28 protein-coding genes and 2 tRNA genes are annotated in these 25921 nt (G+C 56.2%); 14 read left to right on the top strand and 16 right to left on the bottom strand.

Annotated features, from left to right (window positions below; genetic code table 11):
- Positions 1-172: 172 nt before the first annotated feature.
- Entirely contained in the window at positions 173-1318 is a 1146-nt protein-coding gene (locus INF73_RS02165) for a PLP-dependent aspartate aminotransferase family protein (protein WP_049000819.1), read from the bottom strand.
- 11 nt (positions 1319-1329) lie between these two features.
- Positions 1330-2700 carry a cystathionine beta-synthase gene (locus INF73_RS02160; protein WP_028012872.1) on the bottom strand — a complete coding sequence of 457 codons (1371 nt, stop codon included), beginning with the start codon at positions 2698-2700 and terminating at the stop codon, positions 1330-1332.
- A gap of 400 nt (positions 2701-3100) precedes the next feature.
- On the opposite strand from INF73_RS02160, the gene INF73_RS02155 reads away from it, so the two are divergent.
- The 4 genes from INF73_RS02155 (at position 3101) to fumD (ending at position 5940) form a co-directional block, all read left to right on the top strand.
- Positions 3101-4123, top strand: coding sequence for a methionine ABC transporter ATP-binding protein (locus INF73_RS02155; RefSeq protein ID WP_047365404.1), 1023 nt, complete (start codon positions 3101-3103; stop codon positions 4121-4123).
- A complete protein-coding gene (locus tag INF73_RS02150; protein ID WP_028012874.1) occupies positions 4116-4784 on the top strand; it encodes a methionine ABC transporter permease in 669 nt (222 codons plus the stop codon). The genes INF73_RS02155 and INF73_RS02150 overlap by 8 nt, the downstream gene beginning before the upstream one ends.
- Before the next feature lie 23 nt (positions 4785-4807).
- Positions 4808-5620 carry a MetQ/NlpA family ABC transporter substrate-binding protein gene (locus INF73_RS02145; RefSeq protein ID WP_028012875.1) on the top strand — a complete coding sequence of 271 codons (813 nt, stop codon included), beginning with the start codon at positions 4808-4810 and terminating at the stop codon, positions 5618-5620.
- 110 nt (positions 5621-5730) lie between these two features.
- A complete protein-coding gene (fumD, locus tag INF73_RS02140; RefSeq protein ID WP_028012876.1) occupies positions 5731-5940 on the top strand; it encodes a fumarate hydratase FumD in 210 nt (69 codons plus the stop codon).
- Here fumD and INF73_RS02135 read toward each other — a convergent pair.
- Genes INF73_RS02135 through INF73_RS02120 form a run of 4 tightly spaced genes read right to left on the bottom strand, consistent with a single transcriptional unit; the run spans position 5921 to position 8985 of the window.
- Entirely contained in the window at positions 5921-6607 is a 687-nt protein-coding gene (locus INF73_RS02135; RefSeq protein WP_193542446.1) for an amino acid ABC transporter permease, read from the bottom strand. The genes fumD and INF73_RS02135 overlap by 20 nt on opposite strands.
- A complete protein-coding gene (locus INF73_RS02130; protein WP_193542444.1) occupies positions 6591-7337 on the bottom strand; it encodes an amino acid ABC transporter permease in 747 nt (248 codons plus the stop codon). Before INF73_RS02130 ends, INF73_RS02135 begins: the two co-directional genes overlap by 17 nt.
- Complete coding sequence (locus INF73_RS02125) at positions 7337-8152, bottom strand: amino acid ABC transporter ATP-binding protein (RefSeq protein ID WP_045261541.1); 816 nt, start codon at positions 8150-8152, stop codon at positions 7337-7339. Before INF73_RS02125 ends, INF73_RS02130 begins: the two co-directional genes overlap by 1 nt.
- Before the next feature lie 2 nt (positions 8153-8154).
- A complete protein-coding gene (locus tag INF73_RS02120; RefSeq protein ID WP_071993779.1) occupies positions 8155-8985 on the bottom strand; it encodes an ABC transporter substrate-binding protein in 831 nt (276 codons plus the stop codon).
- Positions 8986-9226: 241 nt separating this feature from the next.
- On the opposite strand from INF73_RS02120, the gene INF73_RS02115 reads away from it, so the two are divergent.
- The 3 genes from INF73_RS02115 to INF73_RS21995 all read left to right on the top strand — a co-directional run bounded on the left by INF73_RS02115 (position 9227) and on the right by INF73_RS21995 (position 11141).
- Positions 9227-9394, top strand: coding sequence for a hypothetical protein (locus INF73_RS02115; protein WP_032644868.1), 168 nt, complete (start codon positions 9227-9229; stop codon positions 9392-9394).
- Between the two features lie 144 nt (positions 9395-9538).
- Positions 9539-10945 carry a DUF1996 domain-containing protein gene (locus tag INF73_RS02110; protein ID WP_049000829.1) on the top strand — a complete coding sequence of 469 codons (1407 nt, stop codon included), beginning with the start codon at positions 9539-9541 and terminating at the stop codon, positions 10943-10945.
- 16 nt (positions 10946-10961) lie between these two features.
- Positions 10962-11141, top strand: a complete 180-nt coding sequence (locus INF73_RS21995) for a LuxR C-terminal-related transcriptional regulator (protein ID WP_049000831.1) — start codon at positions 10962-10964, stop codon at positions 11139-11141.
- A 35-nt stretch (positions 11142-11176) separates the two neighbouring features.
- Here the strand turns inward: INF73_RS21995 and INF73_RS02100 are convergent, their stop codons facing one another.
- Positions 11177-11317: a hypothetical protein gene (locus tag INF73_RS02100; RefSeq protein ID WP_003857665.1), complete on the bottom strand. Its 141-nt coding sequence runs from the start codon at positions 11315-11317 to the stop codon at positions 11177-11179.
- Positions 11318-11442: 125 nt separating this feature from the next.
- Here INF73_RS02100 and INF73_RS02095 point away from each other — a divergent pair, with 125 nt between their 5' ends.
- Both INF73_RS02095 and INF73_RS02090 read left to right on the top strand, forming a co-directional pair.
- Positions 11443-12225, top strand: a complete 783-nt coding sequence (locus INF73_RS02095) for an MBL fold metallo-hydrolase (RefSeq protein ID WP_028012883.1) — start codon at positions 11443-11445, stop codon at positions 12223-12225.
- Between the two features lie 72 nt (positions 12226-12297).
- Positions 12298-12933 (top strand): carbonic anhydrase, encoded by a 636-nt coding sequence (locus INF73_RS02090; RefSeq protein WP_028012884.1) that lies wholly within the window; start codon positions 12298-12300, stop codon positions 12931-12933.
- 28 nt (positions 12934-12961) lie between these two features.
- Here INF73_RS02090 and INF73_RS02085 read toward each other — a convergent pair whose 3' ends face one another.
- The 4 genes from INF73_RS02085 to mdtK all read right to left on the bottom strand — a co-directional run bounded on the left by INF73_RS02085 (position 12962) and on the right by mdtK (position 16360).
- On the bottom strand, positions 12962-14557 hold the full coding sequence (locus INF73_RS02085) for an FAD-NAD(P)-binding protein (protein WP_193542442.1): 1596 nt from the start codon (positions 14555-14557) through the stop codon (positions 12962-12964).
- Between the two features lie 118 nt (positions 14558-14675).
- Positions 14676-14752: transfer RNA gene (locus INF73_RS02080), tRNA-Val, on the bottom strand.
- Positions 14753-14756: 4 nt separating this feature from the next.
- Positions 14757-14833: transfer RNA gene (locus INF73_RS02075), tRNA-Val, on the bottom strand.
- Positions 14834-14986: 153 nt separating this feature from the next.
- Entirely contained in the window at positions 14987-16360 is a 1374-nt protein-coding gene (gene mdtK / locus INF73_RS02070; protein WP_049138896.1) for an MdtK family multidrug efflux MATE transporter, read from the bottom strand.
- 225 nt (positions 16361-16585) lie between these two features.
- Between mdtK and INF73_RS02065 the strand changes: the two genes are divergently transcribed.
- Positions 16586-17227 (top strand): riboflavin synthase, encoded by a 642-nt coding sequence (locus INF73_RS02065; protein ID WP_028012887.1) that lies wholly within the window; start codon positions 16586-16588, stop codon positions 17225-17227.
- A gap of 31 nt (positions 17228-17258) precedes the next feature.
- Here the strand turns inward: INF73_RS02065 and cfa are convergent, their stop codons facing one another.
- On the bottom strand, positions 17259-18407 hold the full coding sequence (gene cfa, locus INF73_RS02060) for a cyclopropane fatty acyl phospholipid synthase (RefSeq protein ID WP_028012888.1): 1149 nt from the start codon (positions 18405-18407) through the stop codon (positions 17259-17261).
- A 297-nt stretch (positions 18408-18704) separates the two neighbouring features.
- Positions 18705-19895, bottom strand: a complete 1191-nt coding sequence (gene punC / locus INF73_RS02055) for a purine nucleoside transporter PunC (RefSeq protein WP_193542440.1) — start codon at positions 19893-19895, stop codon at positions 18705-18707.
- A gap of 114 nt (positions 19896-20009) precedes the next feature.
- Here punC and punR point away from each other — a divergent pair, with 114 nt between their 5' ends.
- A complete protein-coding gene (gene punR, locus INF73_RS02050) occupies positions 20010-20921 on the top strand; it encodes a DNA-binding transcriptional activator PunR (RefSeq protein WP_028012890.1) in 912 nt (303 codons plus the stop codon).
- A 17-nt stretch (positions 20922-20938) separates the two neighbouring features.
- On the opposite strand, the gene purR is transcribed toward punR, so the two are convergent.
- The gene (gene purR / locus INF73_RS02045; RefSeq protein WP_008500597.1) at positions 20939-21964 is read right to left on the bottom strand and encodes an HTH-type transcriptional repressor PurR; all 1026 of its coding nucleotides are present in this window, start codon (positions 21962-21964) and stop codon (positions 20939-20941) included.
- Positions 21965-22260: 296 nt separating this feature from the next.
- Here purR and INF73_RS02040 point away from each other — a divergent pair, with 296 nt between their 5' ends.
- Both INF73_RS02040 and INF73_RS02035 read left to right on the top strand, forming a co-directional pair.
- The gene (locus INF73_RS02040) at positions 22261-22350 is read left to right on the top strand and encodes a YnhF family membrane protein (protein ID WP_020688313.1); all 90 of its coding nucleotides are present in this window, start codon (positions 22261-22263) and stop codon (positions 22348-22350) included.
- 163 nt (positions 22351-22513) lie between these two features.
- The gene (locus INF73_RS02035) at positions 22514-23680 is read left to right on the top strand and encodes an MFS transporter (RefSeq protein WP_193542438.1); all 1167 of its coding nucleotides are present in this window, start codon (positions 22514-22516) and stop codon (positions 23678-23680) included.
- Positions 23681-23717: 37 nt separating this feature from the next.
- Here INF73_RS02035 and sodB read toward each other — a convergent pair whose 3' ends face one another.
- Both sodB and INF73_RS02025 read right to left on the bottom strand, forming a co-directional pair.
- On the bottom strand, positions 23718-24299 hold the full coding sequence (sodB, locus tag INF73_RS02030; RefSeq protein WP_063438362.1) for a superoxide dismutase [Fe]: 582 nt from the start codon (positions 24297-24299) through the stop codon (positions 23718-23720).
- A gap of 122 nt (positions 24300-24421) precedes the next feature.
- A complete protein-coding gene (locus INF73_RS02025; protein ID WP_047368407.1) occupies positions 24422-25195 on the bottom strand; it encodes a C40 family peptidase in 774 nt (257 codons plus the stop codon).
- A 338-nt stretch (positions 25196-25533) separates the two neighbouring features.
- On the opposite strand from INF73_RS02025, the gene grxD reads away from it, so the two are divergent.
- Positions 25534-25881 (top strand): monothiol glutaredoxin 4, encoded by a 348-nt coding sequence (grxD, locus tag INF73_RS02020; RefSeq protein WP_003832760.1) that lies wholly within the window; start codon positions 25534-25536, stop codon positions 25879-25881.
- The last annotated feature ends 40 nt before the right edge of the window (positions 25882-25921 follow it).

The following is a 25921-nucleotide window of genomic DNA, read 5'->3' as shown; positions in this document are numbered from 1 at the left end:
CTGAAACCATTCACCAGGGATTTGGCGCGCATTATACGCTAATTTTAAGATAAAAGGAAAATGGAAACGGTGTTTCAGAATTAATCAATGCCGTTTCACATAATATTGTTATCAAGGCGTTAAGCCATGATGACAACTTTTGGCGGCAGGTGAGCGACCTGCCGCCGTTTGCTTATTTTTGCAGCGCCTGGCTGAGGTCGGCAATCAGGTCTTTTGGATCTTCAATGCCTACCGAGAGGCGGATCAGCTGCGGCACAATACCGTTTGCCAGCCGTTGCTCCAGCGGAATCGAGGCGTGCGTCATGCTGTAAGGCTGGCTCACAAGGCTCTCCACCCCGCCCAGGCTTTCCGCGAGGGTGAACAGCTTCAGGTTGCGAATCACCTCGGTGGCGCGTTGCGCATCGCCTTTTACCACGACGGAAATCATGCCACCGGGCAGCGCCATCTGCGTGCGGGCTAGTTGGTACTGCGGATGTGATTCCAGGCCGGGATAGAATACCTTTTCGACCAGAGGATGCTGCGCCAGCCATTGCGCAATCTCCAGCGCGTTGCTGCTGTGCTTTTCTACCCTCAGCGCAAGCGTGCGGATACCGCGCAGGGTCAGGAAGCTGCTGAACGGATCCAGGACACCACCGACCGCATTTTGCAGATAGCCAAGCTGGTCCGCCAGCGCCGGATTATCTCCCACCACTGCCAGCCCAGCCACCACGTCAGAGTGGCCGTTAAGGTATTTGGTGGCGGAGTGCACCACGATATCGAAACCGGACTCCAGCGGACGGTGGATCACCGGCGATGCGAACGTGTTATCCGCCACGCTGATGACGTTATGACGACGGGCGATCGCCGCAATGGCCGCCAGATCCGCCAGCTTCAGCAGCGGGTTGGTCGGCGTTTCGACCCACACCATGCGGGTCTCCGGGCGAATGGCGGCCTCAAGCCCGGCCAGGTCGTCCGGCTTAACCCAGCTGACCTGCAGGCCGGTGCTGCGTTTGCGCACGTTTTCAATCAGGCGGTACGTCCCGCCGTAAACGTCATCAATGGCGACGATATGGCTGTCTTTATCCAGCAGCTCGAGCACCGTGGAGATGGCCGCCAGACCGGAAGCAAAGGCGTAGCCGCGCGTGCCGCCTTCCAGTTCGGCGATGGCGGTTTCCAGCGCATGGCGCGTTGGGTTGCCGCTGCGGGAATACTCATAGCCGGTATGCTCGCCCGGTGACGGTTGCGCAAACGTCGACGTGGCGTAAATCGGCGGCATGACGGCGCCGTGCGGGTCGTTGAATGCGCCGCTGTGGACGCTCAGGGTTGCCAGGTTTTTCATCGTTTAATCCTTTATTGCTGTAGACGATTGCGCCACGCGGTCAGGACGTCGCTGCGCGTAATCAGGCCGAGAAAATGGTCATTGTCGTTAATCACGGCAACCAGACCGCGGTCGAAGATGGCATGCAGGGCGCTCTCCGGGGCACGTCTATCGAGAAATTCCACCTGACGGGTCATGGCCGCCGTGACCGGCAGGGCAAAGCGGTCGCCGTCGCCGCCGATATGCCGCAGGAGATCCCACTCGTCGATAATGCCCACCACCTTGCCGTTCTCCAGGACCGGCAGCTGAGAGATGTCATACAGACGCATGCGTGCCAGTACGGTGGAAAGCGTATCGTCCGGTGCGGCGGTGACGGTAGCGCCTTCATCATGGCGCAGGGCAATGTAGTCGGAGAGATCCCCCGCCTGAGGGCGCGTGATAAGCCCCTGCTGGCGCATCCAGTCGTCGTTGAACATCTTCGAGAGATATTTATTGCCGCTGTCACAGGCAAAGGTCACCACGCGCTTCGGCGTGGTCTGCGCCTGGCAATACTTCAGCGCCGCCGCCAGCAGCGTGCCGCTGGAGGAGCCCGCCAGAATGCCTTCCGTTTTCAGCAGCTCGCGCGCGGTGGCGAACGCTTCGCGGTCGGAGATGCGCCAGGCGCGATTCACCCCTTCGATGTGGGCCAGCGGGGGAATAAAGTCTTCGCCAATTCCCTCTACCAGCCAGGAGCCCGCGTCGTGGTAGCGTCCGGTTTCCACCTGGTCAGCGAGAACGGATCCGGCCGGGTCAGCCAGGACAAACTCGGTGTGCGGAGAGTGCTCGGCGAACCACGCCTGTAGGCCACCGAGCGTACCACCTGAGCCGACGCCGACGACGATGGCGTCAATTCTGCCGTCAAGCTGCTCGTACAGCTCCGGTGCCGTGGTGGTGCGGTGCGCCAGCGGGTTGGCCACGTTATTGAACTGGTCGATGTAAAACGCGCCCGGCAGCTCGTTAGCCAGACGCCGGGCGTAATCCTGGTAATAGGCGGGGTGGCCCTTATTCACGTCCGAGCGGGTCAGCACTACCTGAGCACCCAGCGCGCGCAGGTGGAAAATCTTTTCGCGGCTCATTTTGTCGGGCACTACGAGGATCAGCGAGTAGCCTTTCTGGGCGGCGATCAGCGCCAGGCCGAGGCCGGTATTGCCCGCCGTGGCCTCAATAATCGTGCCGCCCGGCTGCAGCTGGCCGGTACGCTCCGCTTCGTTAATCATCGACAGCGCAACGCGGTCTTTAATCGAGCCGCCGGGGTTCTGGTTCTCCAGCTTCAGAAACAGTGAGCAGGGACCGGTATCAAGCTTATGTAGCTGGATCAGCGGCGTGTGGCCAATCAGTTCGGTGACGGAGTGGTAAATCGTCATGATGTTTTCCTTTCGGGATGTCATGACGGGATGATAGGGCGATGAAATTTTCTCAATAAAGAACCATTCACTGCCGTTTAGAACAGAAAGGAATATAAATACCGTTTTTGGATGTCAGGACAGCAAGACGTAAAGTTGTCTGGATGTGGGGATGGCTATATCGGGATAAAATGCTGCAAAAATGACCGTTTTTTACGCGCGTCCGCCAGCAGATATGCATCCGGCAGATAATCATTGCTGAAATTGGTCTAAATGCTTCCCACCCGGTAAATCCGCTGTTTATTTCCGAAAGTTATAACACATTCTTTTTTGTTCATTTAAAAGCTGATAACGCCTGTTTACTATCGTTTGGACATCCATACTGCTAAACCGCCGAGGGCGGCACGGATAACGAATAAGAATGATTGTACTGAGCAATATTTCGAAGGTTTTTGACAACGGAAAGGTGGCACTCACAGCCGTTGATAACGTCAATTTGACGATAGAGCAGGGACAAATATACGGCATTATCGGTTACAGCGGCGCCGGGAAAAGCACGCTGATTCGTCTGCTGAATGGTCTGGAGAAACCCAGCGCCGGGAGCGTCACCATTAACGGGCAGGATATCTCCGCCGCAAAAGGTGAAGCGCTGCGCCAGGCGCGTCTCAAAATCAGCATGGTGTTTCAGCACTTCAACCTGCTGTGGTCGCGCACGGTGAGTGAGAACATTGCTTTCTCTATGCAAATTGCCGGTGTGCCAAAAGCGAAGATTAAGGCGCGCGTCGCCGAACTGGTGGAGCTGGTTGGCCTGAAGGGACGCGAAAATGCGTATCCGTCGCAGCTGAGCGGCGGGCAAAAGCAGCGCGTGGGGATTGCGCGCGCGCTGGCCAACAACCCCGACGTGCTGCTCTGCGATGAGGCTACGTCCGCGCTCGACCCGCAGACCACCGATCAGATCCTCGATCTGCTGCTGGACATTAACCGCCGCTTCAAACTCACCATCGTGCTGATCACGCACGAGATGCACGTGGTGCGCAAAATCTGCGACCGCGTGGCGGTGATGGAGAACGGCAAAGTGGTGGAAGAGGGCGACGTGCTGAGCGTCTTTACCCATCCGCAGCAGCCGATTACGCAGCAGTTTGTCCGCCAGGTCAGCCAGTACGCCGAGGAAGAGACCTTCAATACTGAACTCGCAAACGATCTGGAAGGCACGGTGATCAGGCTGACCTTTACCGGACACAGCACGCACAAGCCGATTGTCGGGGAACTCACCCTGCGCTACGGCCTGCCGTTTAACATTCTGCACGGAAAAATGACGCAGACCGCCCACGGTGTTTTCGGGCAGCTCTGGGTCCACGTGGCGGCATCCGATGAACAACTGAACAATATCCTCGCCGACCTGCAGCACAGCGATATTGAAGGCGAGGTAATTAAACATGTCTGAGAATCTCTTTCCGCATCTCAAGTGGGATCAGCTCTGGGCTGCAACGCTGGAGACGCTGTACATGACCGCGCTGTCCGGCGTGGCGACCTTTGTGCTGGGCATCGTGCTGGGCCTGGCGCTGTTTTTAACCGCGCGCGGTGGCTTGTTCCACAACCGCACGGTCTACAGCGTCATTTCGATAGTGGTGAACGTGTTCCGCTCTATTCCGTTCATCATTCTCATCGTTCTGCTGATCCCATTCACCAAGACCGTCGTCGGCACCATCCTTGGCGCTAACGCGGCGCTTCCGGCCCTGATTGTCGGCGCTGCGCCGTTCTATGCGCGTCTGGTGGAGATCGCCCTGCGCGAAGTGGACAAAGGGGTCATTGAAGCAACGCGCTCGATGGGCGCACGACTGAGCACGCTCGTGTTTCGGGTTTTACTGCCGGAATCATCACCTGCACTGGTATCAGGTATTACGGTGACGCTGATTGCGCTGGTGAGCTACAGCGCCATGGCGGGGGTGATTGGTGCCGGCGGTTTAGGAAATCTGGCTTATCTGGAAGGATTCCAGCGCAACCATGGTGACGTCACGCTGGTGGCAACGGTGACCATTTTAATCATCGTTTTCATTATCCAGTTCTGCGGCGATGTCATTACTTCACTGTTAGATAAACGCTAATAAATACACACAGGAACCACATCATGAAAAAGACACTGACGCTGATCGCCGCCGCAACCCTGAGCGCCCTGAGCTTCGCCTCCTGGGCCGACACCCTGACCGTGGGCGCATCCAACACGCCGCACGCCGAAATTCTGGAGCAGGCAAAGCCGATTCTGGCGAAGCAGGGTATCGACCTGGAGATTAAACCGTTCCAGGACTACATTCTGCCGAACACTGCGCTGGCGGGTCATGACATCGACGCGAACTATTTCCAGCACATTCCTTACCTGAACAGCGTGCTGAAAGATCATGCGGGCGATAAAGACTACGATTTTGTCAGTGCGGGCGCGATCCACATTGAGCCAATCGGCATCTACTCAAAAAAATACAAATCCCTGAAGGACCTGCCGGAAGGCGGCAAGATCATCATGCGTGATGCGGTTTCCGAGGAAGGCCGTATTCTCTCCATCTTCGAAAAAGAGGGCGTGATCAAGCTGAAGCCGGGCATCGACAAAGTGACGGCGCGCATCAGCGATATCGTTGAGAACCCGAAAAAACTGAAGTTCACGCCGAACGTGGAAGCGTCCCTGCTGCCGCAGATGTACAACAACGACGAAGGCGACGCGGTGGTGATTAACGCCAACTATGCGATAGACGCCGGTCTGGATCCGGTTCACGACCCGATTGCGGTCGAGAGCGGTGAAAACAACCCGTACGCCAACATCATTACCGTGCATCGCGGTGACGAGAAAAAGAAAGACATCGTCGCGCTGGTGAACGTGCTGCACTCCAAAGAGATTCAGGACTGGATCCGCACCAAATACAAAGGCGCGGTCATTCCAGTAAACAACTAATTATTTGATTTTCCAGATGAAGCCCGGCGAGATCCTCGCCGGGCTTCTTTTTTGTATCCGGCGGGAGAATCATTTAAGCTCAACGTTTAACAGGCAATGGAGTGATGACGATGGGTAACGTGACCAAAGATGAAGCGCTGTACCAGGAGATGTGCCGGGTGGTCGGAAAGGTGGTGCTGGAGATGCGTGATTTAGGGCAGGAGCCGAAGCATATTGTCATTGCGGGCGTGCTGCGCACGGCGCTGGCGAACCAGCGCATCAAGCGCAGCGCACTGACAACCGAAGCGATGGAAACGGTGGTTAAGGCGCTGGCCGGCTAACGTGCCAGCGTTTCGCGACCTGTTCAAGCGAGCAGCAGAGCAGGTAATAGACCGCACCCGTAAAGATAAAGATGGCCGCCGGGTAGATTTGCACCCGGTTGTTGACCTGTCCCGCCACCGTGGTCAGCTCCGGGACGTTGACGATAAACGCCAGCGACGTATCCTTCAGGAGGCTGATAAAAATTCCCACCAGCGACGGCAAAATATTCCTCAGCGTCTGCGGCAGCAGCACGCGCCACAGGATTTGCTGCGTGCTGAACCCCTGAGACAGCGCGGCCTCGTTTTGACCCGCAGGGAGCGCCCTGAGCCCGGCAAAAACCGAATGCATCACCGATGCCGCCGTAAACCAGGCCAGCGCCAGCGTCACGGTCAGCGCCCCCGGCAGATCCCCTCCGGTGATCAGCGGCAATAGGTACCACATCCAGAAAATCACAAAAATCAGGGGAATACCGCGAATCAACTCCGCCCACAGAAAAAGCCCCCTGCGCACCAGCCCAGGATAGCGCCAGGCGAGGCACGCCAGCGCCACGCCGCCGGGAAGCGCAAGCAGGGCGGCCCCTGCGGCCATCAGCAGCGAAAGCAGTACGCCGCCGGGTTCACCCGCTGCCGTTCGTCCCCACAGCAGATAATCCAGGTTTTCGACAATAACGTTAAATCCTGCAACCATCTTTTTTCCTCCCTGAATGCGGGCCGACGCGCACCAGCACCATCCCCATGACAATGCCGGTAAGCAAATAGAGCACCGTACCGACGATAAACGCCTCCATGGCGTGGGCGTTGTAACTTTCAATCTGCCGGACCTGGTAGGTTAGCTCAGCGAAGCCTATCCCGCTGGCGAGCGAGGAGAGCTTCATCAAATTGAGGTACTGGCCGACAACGGGTTGCCAGGCGTTGGCGAGCCCCTGCGGCAGAAGGATGTAGCGAAATAAACGCCACGAGGAGAACCCTTGCGCCAGCGCCGCTTCCTGCTGTCCGGCAGGAACAGAACGCAGTCCCGATGCCGCTTCCTCAATTAAAAACGCCGAGGTAAAAACGCCCAACCCCCAGGCAGAACATAAAAACTCAGGGGTAAACCACCAGACGTCGCCGGGCAGAATTGACCAGCTGTGATCCGCATTCACCGCGTCTCGAAAGCCCTGCGGTAACCCGTTCCAGGCGGCGAAATACCAGAACAGCAGCTGCACCAACAGCGGCGTATTGCGAAACAGCGATACCCAGCCGCTGACGACCGCATTCCCGATGCGTCCACCGGAAAGACGCAGGAGCAAAAAGAACGGTGCAAGCAGGCTGGCGATCAGGCCCCCCGCCAGCGTCACCCACAGGGTGGTGAGAAATCCGGAGAGTATCCACTGCAGAGGCTGTCCGGCCAGCACGCCCTGCCAGTCGAGGGCGGACATCAGAGGTGCTCCTGGTGCAGCGGGTTCAGCACTTTTTGCAGGAAACGCTGCGCCCGGGGATGCGACGGTTGACTGAAAAATTGCCCCGGCGGCGCTGTTTCAAGAATCTGCCCGCCGTCGATAAAGACAATCCGGTCGGCAATTTCCCGGGCGAACTGCATCTCATGAGTCACGACAATCATGGTGATCCCGCTATGGGCAAGGGCTTTCATGACGAATAACACTTCGCCAATCATCTCCGGATCGAGCGCCGACGTCGGCTCGTCGAAGAGGATGATCTGCGGCGACGAGGCCAGGGCGCGGGCAATCGCCACGCGCTGCTGCTGGCCGCCGGAAAGCTCAGCGGGGAGGTGGTGAGCCTTTTCCTGCATTCCGACCTTCTCCAGCAGCGCCAGCGCGCGCTCCTGAGCTGGCTGTGGCTTCCAGCCGTGCACATGCTCCAGCGCCAGGGTGATGTTCTGGCTGGCGGTGAGGTGGGCATACAGATTGAACTGCTGAAACACAAATCCAACGCGGCTGCGCAGCTGACGCAGCCTGCTGCCGGAAAGCTGCCCGGTCGGCTTACTGTCGACCAGGATTTCCCCGCCGCTCAGGGTTTCAAGCTGATTGATAAGACGGATCAGCGTTGATTTACCCGAACCGGAAGGGCCGAGAATAGCAACCACTTCACCGGGCGTGATGGTGAGGTTAATGTCGCGTAAAACCTGATGGTCGCCGTAGCGTTTGTCCACGTGACGAAACTCAACGCTGGCCTGTTCCAGATGTGAAAAATCCGCGGCACCGGCCGCGGAGTGGGAAAATAAACCTGAGAGCATAATTACCTGGCTTCTATTTTAAAGGCGCGAGGCTGTGGAGCGGGCGTGTTTGGGCCAAACCAGACGTCATAGATTTTTGCCGCCTGACCGTTCTTCTCGAGATTAACCAGCTCATCGTTAACGGCTTTCAGCAGCGCCGTTTCACCTTTCTTCACCCCGACGCCAATTTCTTCTTTACTGAGCAGATCGGGCAGGATTTTGAAGTTCGCTTTATCCGGAGCCTGTGCCAGCAGGCCTGCAAGAATTGTGCTGTCCTGGGTAATGGCCTGCACGTTGCCGTTGCGCAGCGCCGTCAGCGCCAGAGGAATGTCGTCATAAGCCAGCACGCGGGACTGCGGGAAACGCTGGTGGAGCGCCTGTTCACCCGTGGTGCCTTTGACCGCGCCAATGCGCGCCCGGCTGTATTCATCCAGCTTATCGGGCGATTTGGCGGGAACCAGGAACTGTTGTCCGGTCACGAAATAGGGGGTGGAGAAATCAATCACCTGCGCGCGTTCCGGGGTGATGGTGATATCCGCTACGATCAGGTCTGCTTTACCGGACTGAAGCAGCGGAATTCGGTTGGCCGGATTGGTGGCAACCAGTTCAAGCTTCACGCCGAGTGATTTTGCCAGTGCTTTGGCAAAGTCCACGTCGTAACCCACGATCTCGTGCGTTTTTGCATCAATTGAGCCAAACGGTGGGTTGGCGTCAAACGTGGCGACTTTCACCACCCCCGCGGCCTTAATATCCTCCAGCCGATCGGCCAGCGCCTGCGCTGAAAACAGGCTCCCGGCGGCCAGTAATCCCAGAACTGCCGTCCCTTTTTTAAACCTTTTCATCTTTGCTGCCATAGTCATCGTTCGTCCCGTTGTTTTTGTTTTGCACCGTTACGCTCCCATAAGCAAAAGCTATCGCCAAATAAGAAAATGTTCTTTGCTCTATACAAAAAAGCATTAGTGAACAGTGTGTTATCGGCAGGTAAATGTAAGGAGCTATTTGCACGTCCTGCACATTGACTGCCGGAATTGATATTTCCGCGGCCAGGAAACGCGTGCTTAACTCAGGGCTGGTGAAGCGAGAGGGGTAAAGGCAATGAAAAAATGGATCGGCACGCTACGGCGGTTTTTTGCGACCCGGCCAGCGAATGCGGAGAACAGCGCGCAGCGTGTTCTGGAGTCAATACTGCCTGTTGCCAGCCTGTATGGCGTGGACGTCGCTAACATCGACCCGGAGTGGTTCCATGATAAAACGTCACGCTGAACTTCGCCGCACGCGCGAAACGTACTGGAATGAACTGTGCGTGATCCGTGTAAAGCAGGGATGAACGGAAAAATACGCGGGCAAATCCTCGGTAAACCCTGGCCGTTTTGATACCAATATCTCCTTTCTCAGAAGGAGATGATAATGAAACGGACAGTATTAACCCCGGCACTTTCTGCCACCGCACTATTGATTGCCATGCAGGCGGCGCACGCTGCGCCACAGGCGCACGTCGTCTGCGGTTACTCCCACACGCTCGGCGACGATGCCATTATGATGCACGGCATGCCCAACGAGGCCATGCTGCACGATTTTTTTGGCAACGTGCAAACGGATGCCTTCTCCAGCCGTGAATCGCTGCGTAAAGATGAAAAGACCACCTGCGATAACAAAGCAGACAGCTCGGCCTACTGGGCACCCTCTCTGAAATTGCCTGACGGAACGGTGGTCAAACCCGCCTATCAAAAAACCTATTATCAGGCATCGAACGTCGACACCTGGCCGCTGCACCCGTTCCCGGCGGGGCTGTCGCTGCTGGCGGGCGATCATCACGGCACCGCGCCGAATCCACATATCACCTTCCTGTGCGCTAACGGCAAGGGCTACACCACCAAAACGGGTGAGGTCTGCGGCTTACGCAAGGCGAACGATGCCGTGCAGTTTAATATCGGCATTCAGTTTCCGAACTGCTGGGACGGGGTAAATCTTAAGCCCGCTCACGGTCTGGCCAACGCCACCTACGACACCAAAGGGCAGTGCCCGTCCGACTTCCCGGTGAAAATTCCCACTGTGAACATGAACATTGCGTACGTGCTCCCGACGATTAGCTCGCTCGATACCAGCAAAGCGCAGCTTTCTCTCGACCCCATCATGCACGGCAACGAGCGTGAAGAGCGGTGGGGGAGCCTGTATACGGCGCATGCTGATTTTATGAACGGCTGGACGGAAGACGCCGCGCGCTTTATGACCGATCTGTGCATGAACCGCGGTCTGGACTGCGGCACCACCGTTCCGTATGGTTATTCAAAAGCGAAGGCCAGCGTCTGGCTCAGCAGCCTGGAGCCCGCGCTTACCCAGCCAGAGCCCCAGGTCCTGCTGGTGCAGGATAACTGGCAGAACGGCGGGCGCACCAAAAACAGCGAAACGCTGTCGCTGGTGAAGTTTCACATTCCCCCGCTGCCTGCCGGACAGGATCCTTCGCAGTTTAAATACCGCGTGCGGATTTATGGCGGGAAAGTGGAAACCAACGGCGCGGATCAAATTTTCTTCTATCCGGCAAGCAACGACTGGGATCCGGCCAGCGTGAGCTGGCAGTCGCGGCCAGCCTGTAACTATCGTTCGGATGCGGTGCTTTACCTTAACCACTCCCGCGAATACCGGATGGTGGACGTGGATAAAGCGGTGCGCAAGGCGCTGGCAGAAGGGAAAACCGAGATTTCGTGGTACATCGGCGGCGATCGTCAGGGAAATCACTACCAGTTTGAGACGGCGTCTTCCCCGCAAAGCCTGATCCTGATGCTGACCGGCTTTAGCAAAACGCCTGAGATCTGATTACGCCCGCGTTTTTTTGTTCTCAGCAACGTTAACTGGTAATGTCGACAGTCTGAAAAATGAGAAGGGCATTCTGGTTACCCTGACCGTACTGCTGGAAGGGTGCAGTAATAAAGAGGTGGCTGCACGCCTGAACCTTTCCCCGAGAACCGTGGAAGCGCACCGTGCGGCGGCCATTGACGGGCTGAAAAAGTAAAATAAAAAAGCACCGGTTTACCGGTGCTTTTTTTATCAAATCTTGCAGGCATCACCGCAGTCGTCGTCGGCAACAATCGCCTGCGCTTTTTTATCCGCGTCGTCCAGACGTTCCGCGTTACGCTCTTCCGCTTCATCCAGACCGTTAAAAACTAAGTTATCGAGATCAATTTCCATGTTGCACCTGCTCTGTTCGGTTTTTGATACTGGCACAGTATAGGGTAAAAAACGTCGGCAATGTACCTCGCAGCACATAAGGATAATCCCTGCCATACTCAGTGCTTTATCACCGAGGAGCGCTCATGATTACACTCTGTAAAACCTGCGGTACCTCCTATGATGGAAAGCCGGAGAGATGTCCGATTTGCGAGGATGAACGCCAGTATGTCCCGGTCAGCGGTCAGGCGTGGATTGATTACGCGACGGTGACGGCCACGCACGTGAATAAATGGCAGCAGCTGGAGCCCGCGCTGTTCAGTATCAAAACGGTTCCCGCTTTTGCGATTAACCAGAGGGCGCTCCTTCTGCGCACCCCGCACGGCAATATTCTTTGGGACTGCATTGCCAACCTTGATCCCGCAACCCAAACGCTCATCACTGCGCTCGGTGGCCTTCACGCCATTGCGATTTCGCATCCGCACTATTACACCACGATGCAGGAGTGGGCCGCGGCTTTCGATGCGCCGGTCTACCTGCACGCCAGCGACCGCGAATGGGTGTTGCGCAACAGCCCGGCGATTCATTTCTGGGAGGGGGAGGCGCTGGAGATTTGGCCGTCCGTCACTTTGCTACGTCTCGGCGGCCATTTTGCGGGCGGAACGGTACTGCACTGGCAGGAGGACGAGGGCGTTTTGCTGGCGGGGGATATTTTGCAGGTCACCCCGGGGAAAGATGCGGTGTCGTTTATGTGGAGCTACCCGAATATGCTCCCGCTGCCTGCCCGTACGGTTGAGGACGTTACCCGGCGCCTGGCGGGAAAATCGTTCGCTCGTCTTTACGGCGCGTTCGAAGGGCAAAACATCCCGGCGAACGCCGACGACATCGTGCAGCGGTCGGGCCAGAAATATATTGCTTGTCTCAGGTAAAGTACGGTGGGTAAACTTTACGAGTGTGATCGCGATCATACCTAAACGAAAACAGATAAAAGAGAAATTGCTATGCAACATATCATTGAAGGTTTTCTCAGCTTTCAAAAAGAGATTTTCCCGCAACGTAAAGAGCTCTTTCGCAGTTTAGCGTCCAGCCAGAATCCCAAAGCGCTGTTCATCTCCTGCTCCGACAGCCGTCTGGTTCCTGAACTGGTCACCCAGCAAGAGCCGGGACAGCTTTTTGTCATTCGTAATGCTGGCAACATTGTCCCGCCTTTCGGGCCGGAGCCGGGCGGCGTATCTGCAACTATCGAGTACGCGGTGGTGGCGCTGGGCGTGACGGATATCGTGATCTGCGGCCACTCCAACTGCGGCGCGATGAAGGCGATTGCCGATAACGCCAACCTGGAGCCAATGCCAGCCGTATCGCACTGGCTGCGCTATTCCGACGCGGCGAAAGCCGTGGTAGAGAAGAAAAGCTGGGACAAGCCTATCGATAAAGTGAATGCGATGGTGCAGGAGAACGTGTTTGCGCAGTTGAGCAACATCAAGACCCATCCGTCCGTCGCGGTGGGCCTGCGTAATAATTCGCTTCGTCTGCACGGTTGGGTGTATGACATTGAAAGCGGCAAAATCCTTGCCCTGGATAAGAACACCAAAACGTTCGTATCGCTGTCGGAAAACCCGGAGGTCTTCTTCGAGTAATCACCGATAGCAGGGCATGGAAGCCCTGTCAGTTCTCCACGTACGGTAACCGACGCCGTCTCCCCGAGGCAGGTTTTTCAGCCGCCTTCGCCATCGCCTCTGCAATCTCCGCACACTCCGCCAGCCCCTGAACGAAGGGACTATCGTGCATCAGCCACGGTATCGCACCGAAAGCAATGCGCCCGCGAACCGTTTCAGGCGCTTTAAGCGTGTAATCCTCACCAATGTCGGGTATCTCGTCGCCCGTCTCTGCCAGCTGTTTACGCAGCGTCGGGAAAGGCAAGTCCTTTGTTTTGAGCGGCTTTTGCCCGCGCGCGTCAATAAACACGTCGAAACGATAAACGCTCTCTTTGGTGGTAATTACCGTCCGATCGCTGCCGGCGTCGAGCGTGTAATCATCGCCGAGCGCCGCCACGCTAATGATGCCGGCCTCGCGAAGCGCAAGCAGCCTGCGGATAGACTGCGGCGGGATGGCGGCATAGTTGTCGATAAACACGCGGGCGAGGCCCTGCTTAAAGCGCTCTCTGTCGTCGTCGTTGAGGTGGGGCACAATCTCCTGAACCACCTCATGCAGTCGAAGGACGGTATAGCGCCAGGCCACGGTGCGCCGTTCGCGTTTGTTGCGTTCAACCTCGCTGAGGTTCTCTTCCGCCCAGGTAAAGGGGCCGTGCCGTTTACGGTCCTCAAACCATGCCTCACGAAGGCTGTCGGCATCCTGGTTACGCAGAGAAATTTTCTCGCACCACGCCGGGTCAGCGAGCTCGAGCTCTTTCACCATCAGGGAAAATATGCGGTCAAGCAGGCCGTCCGATCCTTTGGCTATCTCGCGTTCAACCACGAATTCGGTCAATACCGACAGCGGTTCGTAAGGGATTGGACAGTAAAAATCGGCTTCCGGCAGAATGCCCGTGCGGGACATCAGCGTAATGTTTAACCCTTCGCTGCCTTTGTCGAGGAGGAATTTACCGTCACGAAACTCACCGTGCTGCATTACCACCGCCATAGCCGCGTCCAGACCGCTCAACGACGTTCCCATAATGCCCACGCGGCAAGGGGGAATGCTGGCGTCCATCAACCCCGACCACGGGCTGGGGAAGAACGTGCGCGTGGCTTCCTCCTCATCTGGCCAGACGTGGCCGGTGGCGATAACCGCCAGGTCGAACCGATCGGGCAAAGTGGTGTCGTTGACGGAAAGCGTTACGCCGGTTATCGAGGGGATGATGTCCGTTACCTTCGCGGATTCATGGACTGCAACCTGGAACCCCAGTTTTTTTGCCTCTTTCACGATTGAACGCAAGCTGTCGCGAAAATACTCACCCAACAGGAGTCGAGGCAGGAACTGCCGGTCATGCAGGCTGGCTTTATCAACCTTAAAGCGCGCCAGATGGGCGTCGCTCTGTTCCTTGAGCCAGTCGAGGTAGGTCATAAAAATGGGCGGGATTTCTATGCTCGCAATGTTCGCCAGCATCAGCCGGGAATTATCGTCGTCGTTATAGGGCATGCCCACGCCAGCTTCATCGGCCTGTTCGAAGACGGATACGGAGAGCGGGGTGCTGTTATTAAGCAGATGATAAAAGGTGTAAATCCCTGTAGGGCCGGAGCCGATAATCGCGATATTCTTCATTGACGCGCTTCCTGTATTTATTCCATAAGAAAAGCGTAGCAGGAGAATAATGATGAAAATAAGCGATTAAGAAAATTCAGGGTAAAAGGGGAGAATTTGCACCATTTCAGGACTGAAATGGTGCGTCCGAGTGGACTCGAACCACCGACCCCCACCATGTCAAGGTGGTGCTCTAACCAACTGAGCTACGGACGCAGAATGGTGCGTTCAATTGGACTCGAACCAACGACCCCCACCATGTCAAGGTGGTGCTCTAACCAACTGAGCTATGAACGCAACGTGTTGTCGGTGACAACGGGGACGAATATTAGCGGCACAGCATCAAGGAGGCAAGAGGGAAAACGCATTTTTCTCTCTGATTTCACGCGATTGCTTCATTACCGCGCAAAGTGAAGAGAAAGTAGCCGCCAGCTGGCGGCTACTGCGTAGTTAACGCGCAGCGCGCTGCAAAATTACCGTTGACGGCTGGCGCTGCAGGAAGCGCATGCGCATCATCATCATGATCGCCGCCGACGTCAGTCCGATGATAAAGCCCATCCAGAATCCGGCTGGCCCCATGCGATCAACGACCAGATCGGTCAGCGCCAACACGTAGCCAGTAGGCAGACCCAGCACCCAATAGGCGATAAAGGTAATAAAGAAGATCGAACGCGTGTCTTTATATCCGCGCAATACGCCGCTGCCAATCACCTGGATGGAGTCAGAAATCTGATACACCGCAGCCAACAGCATCAGGTGCGAAGCCAGCGCCACCACGTCCGGGTTGTCGTTATAGAGCAGGGCGATCTGCTCGCGCAGCGCCACCGTAAACAGCGCCGTACAGATGGCCATGCAAACACCGACGCCCAGCCCGGTGCGCGCGGCCGTTTGCGCATCCAGGGTGGAGCCCTGTCCCAGGCGGAAGCCGACACGAATCGTCACCGCCGCCGCCAGCGACATCGGCAGGACGAACATCAGGGAGCTGAAGTTGAGCGCAATCTGGTGTCCGGCCACGTTAACAATCCCCAGCGGGGAGACCAGCAGGGCAACCACGGCAAAGAGCGTCACCTCAAAGAACAGGGCCAGCGCAATCGGCAAGCCTAGCTGCACCAGGCGCGTCATGATGCTCCAGTCCGGCGTGCTGAATCTGTTCTCGTTACGAATATCGCGCATTGAACGGGCGCGTTTCACATAAGCGATCATACTGAAGAACATTACCCAGTAAACCGCAGCCGTCGCCACGCCACAGCCGACGCCGCCCAGCTCCGGCATTCCAAAATGGCCGTAGATAAAGATGTAGTTCACCGGAATATTCACCAGCAGGCCGATAAAGCCCATCACCATGCCGGGCTTGGTTTTCGCCAGCCCTTCACACTGGTTACGGGCGACCTGGAAAAAGAGGTAGCCGGGCGCACCCCAGAGCAGGGCGCGCAGATAGCCCACGGCTTTGTCTGCCAGCGCCGGGTCAATATTGTGCATGGCGCGGATGATATGACCCGCGTTCCAGAGCACGACCATAATCAGAACAGAGACAAACCCTGCCAGCCAGAAACCCTGGCGGACCTGATGGGCAATACGCTCGCGACGACCCGAGCCATTAAGCTGAGCGATAACCGGGGTGAGGGCGAGCAGCAGACCGTGGCCGAACAGGATGGCCGGCAGCCAGATTGACGTGCCGATGGCAACGGCCGCCATATCGGTGGCGCTGTAGCCACCCGCCATTACCGTATCCACAAATCCCATTGCGGTCTGGGCCACCTGCGCGACGATCACTGGTATAGCCAGTGCCAATAGCTGGCGCGCTTCATTCATGTACTTCTGCACGTGAACACCTTTATTTTGTAGTTATATGAGAGACTAAAAAAGCCGCCGAAACGGGCAGCAAGAAGAAAATGCAGGGGGGTGCCAGCTATTGTAGCGGGCTTTAGCTATTTATCTAGTGAAAAAATCGCCAGAAAATGCGCTCCGCTGGCAACCTGTTTTTCCAACTGTTATTGTGGTGGGATTAAACGGTGTCACCACCGTCCGGAAAAAACAGGAGTTGTAAGCATGTTTACTGGTATTGTGCAGGGCACCGCCAAAGTGGTGTCCATTGATGAAAAACCTAATTTTCGTACTCATGTTGTAGAGCTGCCGGAATATATGCTCGACGGCATCGAAACCGGCGCCTCGGTTGCCCATAACGGCTGCTGCCTGACCGTCACCGAAATTAATGGTAACCAGATTAGCTTTGATTTAATGAAAGAGACGCTGCGTATTACTAACCTGGGCGAGCTGGTGGTGGGGGACACCGTCAACGTTGAGCGCGCGGCGAAGTTCAGCGACGAGATTGGCGGCCATCTGATGTCCGGGCACATCATGACCACCGCCGAAGTGGCGAAAATCGTTACATCAGAAAATAACCGTCAAATCTGGTTTAAAGTGCAGGACCCCTCATTAATGAAATACATCCTCTATAAAGGGTTTATTGGCATTGATGGGATTAGTCTGACGGTGGGAGAAGTTACTCCGACGCGTTTTTGCGTGCATTTAATTCCCGAGACGCTGCAGCGCACCACGCTGGGTTCGAAAAAACTGGGGCATCGCGTGAATATCGAAATCGATCCGCAAACCCAGGCGGTTGTAGATACCGTTGAGCGCGTGCTGGCCGCAAAAGAAGCCGCAATAATTAAAGCTGTAGAAGAAGAATAAAAAATAACCCCGGCTGGCCGGGGTTATTTTTCTAGCGTGCGACCCGCAAGCCGTGTTCAATCCCACGGCTGAAAACAACCTGCCAGAGCTGAATATCTCGCGCGCGAAACGCCCCCGCGCAGGCATTCAGATAATAGCTAAACATCCGCTTGAATCGTTCAGAATAGTTGTCCGCAATTTCAGGCCAGGCTTCCTGAAAACGTGCATGCCACGCCATTAACGTGGTGTCGTAATCCGCGCCGAAGTTATGCCAGTCTTCCATCACGAAATGGGATTCGCTGGCGTTGGCAATCTGGCGTACGGACGGTAAACAGCCATTCGGAAAGATGTATTTGTTGATCCACGGGTCAACGTTATTGTCGGTCCGCTTAGAGCCGATGGTGTGCAGCAGGAAAATACCGTCCGGTTTCAGATTACGGTCCACCACCTCGAAATAGGTGTCGTAGTTTTTCGGCCCGACGTGCTCAAACATGCCCACGGAAACGACCCGGTCAAACTGTTCGTTCAGATCCCGGTAATCCTGCAGGCGGATATCCACATCAAGCCCCAGGCACCGCTCCTGCGCCATTTTTTGCTGTTCAGCGGAAATGGTGACGCCGACCACGCTGACGCCGTAGTGCTTCGCCATAAAATACGCCAGCCCGCCCCAGCCGCAGCCGATATCCAGCACGCGCATACCGGGCTGCAACTGCAATTTCTCGCTAATCAGGCGCAGCTTGGCCTGCTGAGCCTCTTCAAGCGTCGACGCCTCTTTCCAGTAGGCGCAGGAGTATTGCATGAAGGGGTCCAGCATGCGGCTGAACAGATCGTTGCCGAGATCGTAATGCTCTTTGCCGACGATCCAGGCACGCTTTTTACTTTGCAGGTTAAAGAGACGGGCAGAGGCGACACGCAGGGTGTCTTTAAGATTACGGGGGAGCTGTTTTTCCAGACCAGCACGCAGCACGCTGGCGAAAAAAGTATCCAGCCGTTCGCATTCCCACCAGCCGTCCATATAGCTTTCCCCCAGGCCTAGCGACCCCTCGCGCAACACGCGTTTAAAAAAATCGGGATGTTTAACCTGAGGATCCGATGGGGATGATCCGTTGATAGTGATGCCTGCCCGACCTAACAGTTCACTGACGATCCGGGACCAGTTATCGTCCGGAACGCTGACTTCTTCTATACACGATGAACTCATAGCTTCTCCATCACCCTACTGTGATCAGAACCTTAAAACAGCGTAGACGCTTTTTTGGTTTGTGAGAAATCTCACGGTAAATACCGCGAGGCTAGTATCCGACGTAGAACAGAGGAAGGGAGATAACCCTTGCCGAAATGCCTTCCATGGTAAAACGGGAGCACTCCGGCTCCCGTTAACACATAATATTTATCGTATTTAATCGAACCAAATTTAGTATAGGCCTCAAAATTTGGTGATTCAATAGAAAATTCTTAGCAACCTAATCACTGAAAATTAACATAGTTTCTGGCGCGATTAGGCATGCGAGGTTTCTACCTGCGTGCTCTCATCCTGCGCGGAGGCCTGCATGCGATAACCCAACGCCACCAGCGCAACGGTAGCCAGCATCACGCTGGTCGTCGTCACCAGCGGCGTGGCAATCAGCGCGGAGACCACCAGGCTTGCCAGGAAGCACAGCCCCAGCTGCAGGGTGTTCTGCAGCGCAGCCGCGCGGCCTGTCGCCTGCGGGAACGGACGCAGTGCCTGCGCCACAACGATAGGGTAGATCGCCCCGTTCGCGATGGCCATCACGCAGAATGGAATCAATATTTCGGCCAGACCCGCGCCCGGAATAAACCCAACGGCCCAGGTGCCGATGACGCTCAGCGCATAGAGCACCAGCAGCCACGGCAGCATCTGCTGGCCTTCCCATTTTTGCAGCGCCGCTCGACAGCCGTACCCGCCCACCAGGAACGCGATGGTCTGCGGAACGTAGCTCAGGCCAATGGCCGCCGGGCTATAGCCCATATCGTGCAGAATAAAAGGCGAACCGGTCAGCCACGCGAAGAAGCTCGCCGAGCAGGCGGCATAGATCAGAACGTTGCCGCGATACGCTTTCGCGCTCAGCAGGGAGGTGAAGGTAATCGGCTTCGCGTCTGCGTGCGCCTCTTTTTTATGCGCGGGCCTGAGGGCGAACGCCGGCAGCATCAGCACCAGCGTGATGGCAAACAGCGTGGCAAAGATGGCCTTCCAGTCAAAGTGCGCGAGGATCCAGCTTCCCAGCAGCGGGGCGAGGGCCGGTGAGAGCCCTACCAGCGGCATGATGGTGGCGAAAATACGGTTAGTGCGGTTCGCCGGGTAGTAATCGGTGACCAGCGCCTGCCAGGTCACGGCCGCGGCACAGACGCCGACCGCCTGAACAAACCGCAGCACCAGCAGCCAGGTAGCATCGCGCACCCATAGCATCCCCAGACAGCCCACGGCAAAAATGGCCAGCCCCAGCAGCAGCACCGGTTTACGCCCAAAGCGATCCGAAAGCGGTCCCCAGAGCAGCTGCGCGAAGGCAAAACCGGCCAGGAACAGGCTCAGGCTGGCGCTGATGGCGGCAGCAGGGGTTTGCAAATCTTCCTGCATGGCGGCAAACGCCGGCAGGTACATATCGGTGGCCAAAAAGCCCAGCACGCTTAAGCCGCCGAGCCAGACTAAAAAACCTTTCCTGGGCTGCACTGTTTTATTCTCCTGAGGAGGCAGGTATACGTTGGCGCTGAGTGTAGGGAGTGCAAAGCCGCTTGTGAAACGCTAATATTTGGCGGGTGCATTCAAATTTTTTGCAGGCAGAAAATGTGGTCAGATTATTCTCTTGAGGTGGTCGATGCTGTCGCGCGTAACGGCAGCTTTAGCGGAGCGGCGCAGGAGTTGCACCGCGTCCCTTCAGCCATCAGCTATACGGTGCGACAGCTTGAGGAATGGCTGGCGGTACCGCTGTTTGAACGGCGGCATCGTGATGTGGAATTAACGCCCGCAGGGGCGTGGTTTTTAAAGGAAGGGCGTTCTGTTATCAAAAAAATGCAGATCACCCGCGAGCAGTGCCAGCAGATCGCGAACGGCTGGCGGGGGCACCTTTCCATTGCGGTGGATAACATCGTTAAGCCCGAGCGCACCCGGCAGATGATTGTCGATTTTTATCGGCATTTCTCTGACGTAGAACTGCGGGTCTCGCAGGAGGTGTTCAACGGCGTCTGGGATGCGCTGGCGGACGGCAGGGTAGAGATGGCGATTGGCGCGACCCAGGCGATCCCGGTCGGGGGACGTTACGCCTTTCGCGATATGGGGATGCTGAGCTGGAAATGCGTGGTGGCAAGCGATCATCCGCTGGCGGCGACCGAAGGGCCGCTGAGCGACGATACGCTGCGGAGCTGGCCGTCGCTGGTGCTGGAGGATACCTCCCGCTCGCTGCCGAAGCGAATTACCTGGCTGCTGGACAACCAGCGGCGGGTTGTCGCCCCTGACTGGGGATCGTCGGCGACGTGCCTCAGCGCCGGGCTCTGCGTAGGCATGGTGCCCGCCCATTTTGCACGTCCGCGAATCGACACCGGTGAGTGGGTTGAGCTAACGCTGGAGAATCCGTTCCCGGATGCGGCCTGCTGCCTCACCTGGCAACAAAATGATGTCTCGCCGGCGATGGCCTGGCTGCTGGACTATCTGGGGGACAGCGAAACGCTTAACCGGGAGTGGCTGCGGGAGCCAGACTGACTGGCTCCGCAATGAAATTAACGACGGTAGTCGCGGAACGGGCCATCCGCAACGGAACGGCGTTCGATGAGGCGAGGGTGAACTTCAATGGACTGCGACTCTTCACGCTTGTTGACGATCCTGTCCAGCAGCATATTGAAGGCGGTTTCACCCAGTGAATCTTTCGGCTGGTGAATGGTGGTTAACGCTGGCGTGAAGAAGCGCGCGTTGCGCACGTTGTCATATCCGATCACGGAGATGTCCTGCGGTACGCGCAGACCCAGCTCGTCGGCCGCACAGAGGGCGCCCATCGCCATGATATCGCCCCCGCAGAAAACGGCGGTTGGACGGTGAGGCTGGGAGACGATCTGCTGCATCGCGCGGTAGCCTGATTCCGGCTCAAAGTCGCCCTGCACGATCCAGTTTTCCGGCACGGTGATTAGCGCTTCTTCCATCGCTTTCATAAAACCGGCCAGGCGGCCCGCGCCGGTGTTGCGTTCCAGCGGGCCCGGGATCACGCCAATCTCGCGGTGGCCGCGTTCGATCAGATAACGGCCCGCCATGTAACCGCCTTCGAAGGCGTTATCGATAACGGAGTCGGTGAAGTCGGCGCGCGCTTCGCCCCAGTCCATCACCACCATAGGAATATGGCGATACTCTTCCAGCATCGACAGCACGGATTCCGGGTACTCTGAACACATCACCAGCAGGCCGTCCACGCGCTTTTGCGCCATCATCGACAGGTAGGCGCGCTGTTTTTCAATGCTGTTCCAGGCGTTGCCGAGAATCAGGGTATAGCCTTTCTGGAAGCAGTTTTTTTCTACCGCTTCGATGATCTCGGCAAAATAGGCCGCTTCGCTGCTGGTCGCCAGCAGACCAATAGACTTGGTGTGATTAACCTTGAGGCTGCGCGCAACCGCGCTTGGCGAGTAGTGCAGCTCTTTGATCGCTGCCCAGACGGCGTTGCGCGTCTCTTCCGCCACAAAACGGGTTTTGTTAATTACATGTGATACGGTTGTAGTGGAAACGTTTGCGCGTTTTGCTACGTCTTTAATTGTTGCCATTAAATGTCACTCCAGACCATATCCTAAACTCCTGAAAAACTTGAAGGTAAACGTTTGCCTTCTCTCACCCTTATCACGCAATTTTGAATTGCGGCACGCCGGGAAAACGACACGGGACGTCAGGAGGGGGTCAATGGCCGGTACGCTAATAAATTTAGCGTGGAATTTTGGCCTATCTTGATGAAAAGGGGAAGAGGTAAAGTGTTTATCAGCTTAAATCCAGGAAGATTTTTGACGTAAACTGTGCAAAAATGAGCAAGCTCACTTTTCGTGGGGGATTAAAAGGAGAAAAATTGATGAGTTCCGATCTGAAGTTTTCGCTGTTCACCACCGTTATTGTGCTGGCGCTGATTGTGGCGGCTGGCCTGACGGCTGCGCTGCATTGATTTACGCGGGGGGAGAGCCTTCTCCCTCCCGAACGCTCCGATTGTTACTTCTCTGGCAAAAATCTTTTGCCATTTTGTTAACTTCTCATTTTTTGTGATTGATGTCATGCTTTCCGCTTCTTTGTTCTGTGTCACCACATGACACGGCATCCGGAGTTGACGCATGAAAATCAATTTTCCCCTGCTGGCCCTGGCGATTGGCGCTTTTGGGATTGGCACCACTGAATTCTCCCCGATGGGGTTACTGCCCGTTATCGCCCGGGGCGTGGACGTCTCGATCCCGGCCGCCGGGATGTTAATCAGCGCCTACGCCATCGGCGTGATGGTGGGGGCGCCGCTGATGACGCTTCTGCTTTCGCACCGTGCGCGCCGCAATGCGCTGATTTTCCTGATGGCGATTTTCACCCTGGGCAACGTGCTTTCGGCCATTTCGCCGGATTACACCACTCTGATGCTGTCGCGCATTCTGACCAGCCTCAACCACGGTGCCTTCTTTGGTCTGGGCTCGGTCGTGGCCGCAAGCGTGGTGCCAAAACACAAGCAGGCCAGCGCCGTGGCGACCATGTTTATGGGGCTGACCATCGCTAACATCGGCGGTGTTCCTGCGGCAACCTGGCTGGGCGAGGTCATTGGCTGGCGGATGTCCTTCCTGGCGACGGCCGGACTGGGCGTGGTCGCGATGGTGGCGTTGTTCTTCTCCCTGCCAAAAGGCAGCGCGGGTGAACGCCCTGACGTACGCAGAGAGCTGTCGGTGCTGGTGCGCCCGCAGGTGCTCTCCGCGCTGCTTACCACCGTGCTCGGGGCAGGGGCGATGTTTACCCTCTATACCTATATCTCGCCGGTCTTACACGACATTACCCACGCAACGCCACTCTTTGTTACCGCGATGCTGGTGGTGATTGGCGTGGGCTTCTCGATTGGCAACTATCTCGGCGGGAAATTTGCCGACCGTTCCGTGAGCGGCACGCTGAAGGGCTTTTTAACCCTGCTGATTGTCATTATGGTCGCGATCCCGTGGCTGGCGCAGAATGAATTCGGCGCGGCGATTGCGATGGTTGTCTGGGGCGCTGCCACCTTTGCCGTGGTGCCGCCGCTGCAGATGCGCGTGATGCGTGTCGCCCATGAGGCGCCAGGTCTCTCGTCTTCCGTGAATATCGGGGCATTTAATCTCGGCAATGCGCTGGGTGCCGCCGCCGGAGGCGCCGTGATTTCAGGCGGTCTGGGGTACAGTTTTGTGCCGGTGATGGGGGCGATTATTGCCGCGCTCGGCCTGCTGCTGGTGATGATGTCCGGCCGTAAACAGCCTGAAGCGGTTTGCACGGCTGAATAAGCAAAAACGCAGAAGGGTTACCCCTTCTGCGTGTCTCTTATGCGGCGAAGTTCTTCGCGACAAAGTCCCAGTTAACCAGAGCCCAGAAGTGCTCCAGGTAGTTCGGGCGCGCATTGCGGTAATCAATGTAGTATGCATGTTCCCACACGTCCACGGTCATCAGCGGCGTAGCGCTGGTGGTCAGCGGGGTGCCCGCGTTAGACGTGGACACGATAGCCAGTTTGCCATCCGCCTCTTTTACCAGCCACGTCCAGCCAGAACCGAAGTTCTTGATGGCGGCATCGGTAAACTTCGCTTTAAACTCTGCAAAGCTGCCAAAGGCGGTGTTGATGGCGGCTGCCAGTTCACCGGCAGGTTCGCCACCGGCATTCGGCGCCAGGCAGTGCCAGTAGAAAGTGTGGTTCCACACCTGAGCCGCGTTGTTAAAAACGCCACCCTCTGAGCTGCGAACGATCTCTTCCAGCGTTTTGCCTTCAAAATCGGTGCCCTTGATGAGGTTGTTCAGGTTAGTGACGTACGTCTGATGATGCTTGCCGTAGTGGTATTCCAGGGTTTCCGCAGAAATGTGCGGTGCCAGGGCGTCTTTTGCATACGGTAGTGCAGGTAATTCGAACGACATTGCTTCTCTCCTTATTGTATTTTGTGTTGCCAATAACCCTACAGACAACAAGGACAGGATAGCAAATTGAAAGGGTATGCAAAAGAGGAACTTACCCTGCCGCAGATGCGGCAGGGCAGGGACTAACGAATGGTTTTTGGCGTCATGACGCGACGCGCGCCGACGTAATGACGTACCCAGTAATCTTCGCTGAGCGAGGTGATCTGAATGTCCTGACCGCTGCGCGGAGACTGGATGAATTTCCCGTTGCCAACGTAGACGCCCACGTGGTCAGCCGTACCGCGACCCTGCGTGCGGAAGAAGACCAGGTCGCCGTTTTCCAGCTCCCCCCGGTTAACCGGTGACGCATCGCGCAGGTGATACATCTCATTGGCGGTACGTGGAATACGGAATTTAACCAGATCTTTATAAGCGTAATAGACGAGGCCGCTGCAGTCGAAACCGGTACGCGGCGAACTGCCGCCCCAACGATAAGGTTTGCCAATCTGCCCCATCAGTTTATTCATCGCGGTTTTTTGCGCTTTTTGCACACGCACTTTATGCACATCCGCCAGCTTTGTTACCTTCGTGCATTTTGCTTTATGGCCTTTACGGGTAATGCATTTTTCAGTAACGAGGTTAGCGGCGGTCTGCGAAGCTTTATTTTTGGCGGTGCGGGTAGTGCGGGAAGATTTTGTTTTCGTCTTGCTGGAAGCGGTTTGTTTAGTCTGAGCGGTGGTTTTTTTCTTGTCGTTCTTGTTGCTGGTTTTTTTCTTACGTTCTGTGGCTTTAACCAGATGGCTTTTTTGTACAGCAGATTGCCGCGCCTGCTGAGAGGCGTTTGCCGCTGGCGTTAACGTGAGTGATGTAAACAGTAAAGCACAGAGCGTGATCGAGATTTTAGTTATCCGCGCCACTGGGCAGTCCCCTGATATATGCAGGTCATCAATAATACCCGCGTGTGATTTACAAAGCCCGTCGATTCTAATCCATAAAAACCCGAGAAGTTAATAGCATTTTTCAATCTAAAAACGTGTTTCGTTAGCAAGTGCAAAAAAATTCATCGTTCTGACGCACAATTGTTCACTCCCTAAGCAAAACCCTGACGGGCGAAGGGGTAAACACCATTTGCAATGCAACTTTTGTGGAGTCGGGGTAAAATATATAAACGTGACGAAAATGTTATTTTCCGATGCCAGCCTGACCCGCTACAATGTCAGACTACTGCCGTAACAGAAGTTAAAGGAAGCAAGACATGAGCACCACTATTGAAAAAATCCAGCGCCAGATCGCTGAAAACCCGATTCTGCTGTATATGAAAGGTTCTCCGAAGCTGCCAAGTTGCGGCTTCTCCGCGCAAGCGGTTCAGGCGCTGTCAGCCTGTGGTGAGCGTTTTGCTTACGTTGATATCCTGCAGAACCCGGACATCCGCGCTGAGCTGCCAAAATACGCTAACTGGCCGACCTTCCCGCAGCTGTGGGTAGACGGCGAGCTGGTGGGCGGCTGCGATATCCTGATTGAGATGTATCAGCGCGGCGAACTGCAGCAGCTGATCAAAGAGACGGCGGCGAAGTACAAAACGGAAGAGCCGGACGCTGAATAATTTTCTGCGTTAATAAAAAAGCGACCTGAAGAGGTCGCTT

Origin of the sequence: Enterobacter cloacae complex sp. P6RS (assembly GCF_014982245.1) — a bacterium.
Classification (GTDB): Bacteria; Pseudomonadota; Gammaproteobacteria; order Enterobacterales; family Enterobacteriaceae; genus Enterobacter; species Enterobacter bugandensis.
This window is presented reverse-complemented; position numbering and strand designations above follow the sequence as displayed.

Bases quoted from the DNA above. Each gene is read 5' to 3' on its own strand.
- purR (WP_008500597.1), bottom strand. From the start codon at position 21,964: ATGGCAACAATTAAAGACGTAGCAAAACGCGCAAACGTTTCCACTACA.
- INF73_RS02165 (WP_049000819.1), bottom strand. From the start codon at position 1,318: ATGAAAAACCTGGCAACCCTGAGCGTCCACAGCGGCGCATTCAACGAC.
- INF73_RS02130 (WP_193542444.1), bottom strand. From the start codon at position 7,337: ATGTCCGCCCTCGACTGGCAGGGCGTGCTGGCCGGACAGCCTCTGCAG.
- grxD (WP_003832760.1), top strand. From the start codon at position 25,534: ATGAGCACCACTATTGAAAAAATCCAGCGCCAGATCGCTGAAAACCCG.
- fumD (WP_028012876.1), top strand. From the start codon at position 5,731: ATGGGTAACGTGACCAAAGATGAAGCGCTGTACCAGGAGATGTGCCGG.
- INF73_RS02160 (WP_028012872.1), bottom strand. From the start codon at position 2,700: ATGACGATTTACCACTCCGTCACCGAACTGATTGGCCACACGCCGCTG.
- INF73_RS02065 (WP_028012887.1), top strand. From the start codon at position 16,586: ATGTTTACTGGTATTGTGCAGGGCACCGCCAAAGTGGTGTCCATTGAT.
- INF73_RS02110 (WP_049000829.1), top strand. From the start codon at position 9,539: ATGAAACGGACAGTATTAACCCCGGCACTTTCTGCCACCGCACTATTG.
- INF73_RS02155 (WP_047365404.1), top strand. From the start codon at position 3,101: ATGATTGTACTGAGCAATATTTCGAAGGTTTTTGACAACGGAAAGGTG.
- INF73_RS02095 (WP_028012883.1), top strand. From the start codon at position 11,443: ATGATTACACTCTGTAAAACCTGCGGTACCTCCTATGATGGAAAGCCG.
- sodB (WP_063438362.1), bottom strand. From the start codon at position 24,299: ATGTCGTTCGAATTACCTGCACTACCGTATGCAAAAGACGCCCTGGCA.
- INF73_RS02090 (WP_028012884.1), top strand. From the start codon at position 12,298: ATGCAACATATCATTGAAGGTTTTCTCAGCTTTCAAAAAGAGATTTTC.
- INF73_RS02085 (WP_193542442.1), bottom strand. From the start codon at position 14,557: ATGAAGAATATCGCGATTATCGGCTCCGGCCCTACAGGGATTTACACC.
- INF73_RS02115 (WP_032644868.1), top strand. From the start codon at position 9,227: ATGAAAAAATGGATCGGCACGCTACGGCGGTTTTTTGCGACCCGGCCA.
- cfa (WP_028012888.1), bottom strand. From the start codon at position 18,407: ATGAGTTCATCGTGTATAGAAGAAGTCAGCGTTCCGGACGATAACTGG.
- punR (WP_028012890.1), top strand. From the start codon at position 20,010: ATGTGGTCAGATTATTCTCTTGAGGTGGTCGATGCTGTCGCGCGTAAC.
- INF73_RS02035 (WP_193542438.1), top strand. From the start codon at position 22,514: ATGAAAATCAATTTTCCCCTGCTGGCCCTGGCGATTGGCGCTTTTGGG.
- INF73_RS02125 (WP_045261541.1), bottom strand. From the start codon at position 8,152: ATGCTCTCAGGTTTATTTTCCCACTCCGCGGCCGGTGCCGCGGATTTT.
- INF73_RS02145 (WP_028012875.1), top strand. From the start codon at position 4,808: ATGAAAAAGACACTGACGCTGATCGCCGCCGCAACCCTGAGCGCCCTG.
- INF73_RS02135 (WP_193542446.1), bottom strand. From the start codon at position 6,607: ATGGTTGCAGGATTTAACGTTATTGTCGAAAACCTGGATTATCTGCTG.
- INF73_RS02040 (WP_020688313.1), top strand. From the start codon at position 22,261: ATGAGTTCCGATCTGAAGTTTTCGCTGTTCACCACCGTTATTGTGCTG.
- INF73_RS02150 (WP_028012874.1), top strand. From the start codon at position 4,116: ATGTCTGAGAATCTCTTTCCGCATCTCAAGTGGGATCAGCTCTGGGCT.
- INF73_RS02100 (WP_003857665.1), bottom strand. From the start codon at position 11,317: ATGGAAATTGATCTCGATAACTTAGTTTTTAACGGTCTGGATGAAGCG.
- INF73_RS02120 (WP_071993779.1), bottom strand. From the start codon at position 8,985: ATGGCAGCAAAGATGAAAAGGTTTAAAAAAGGGACGGCAGTTCTGGGA.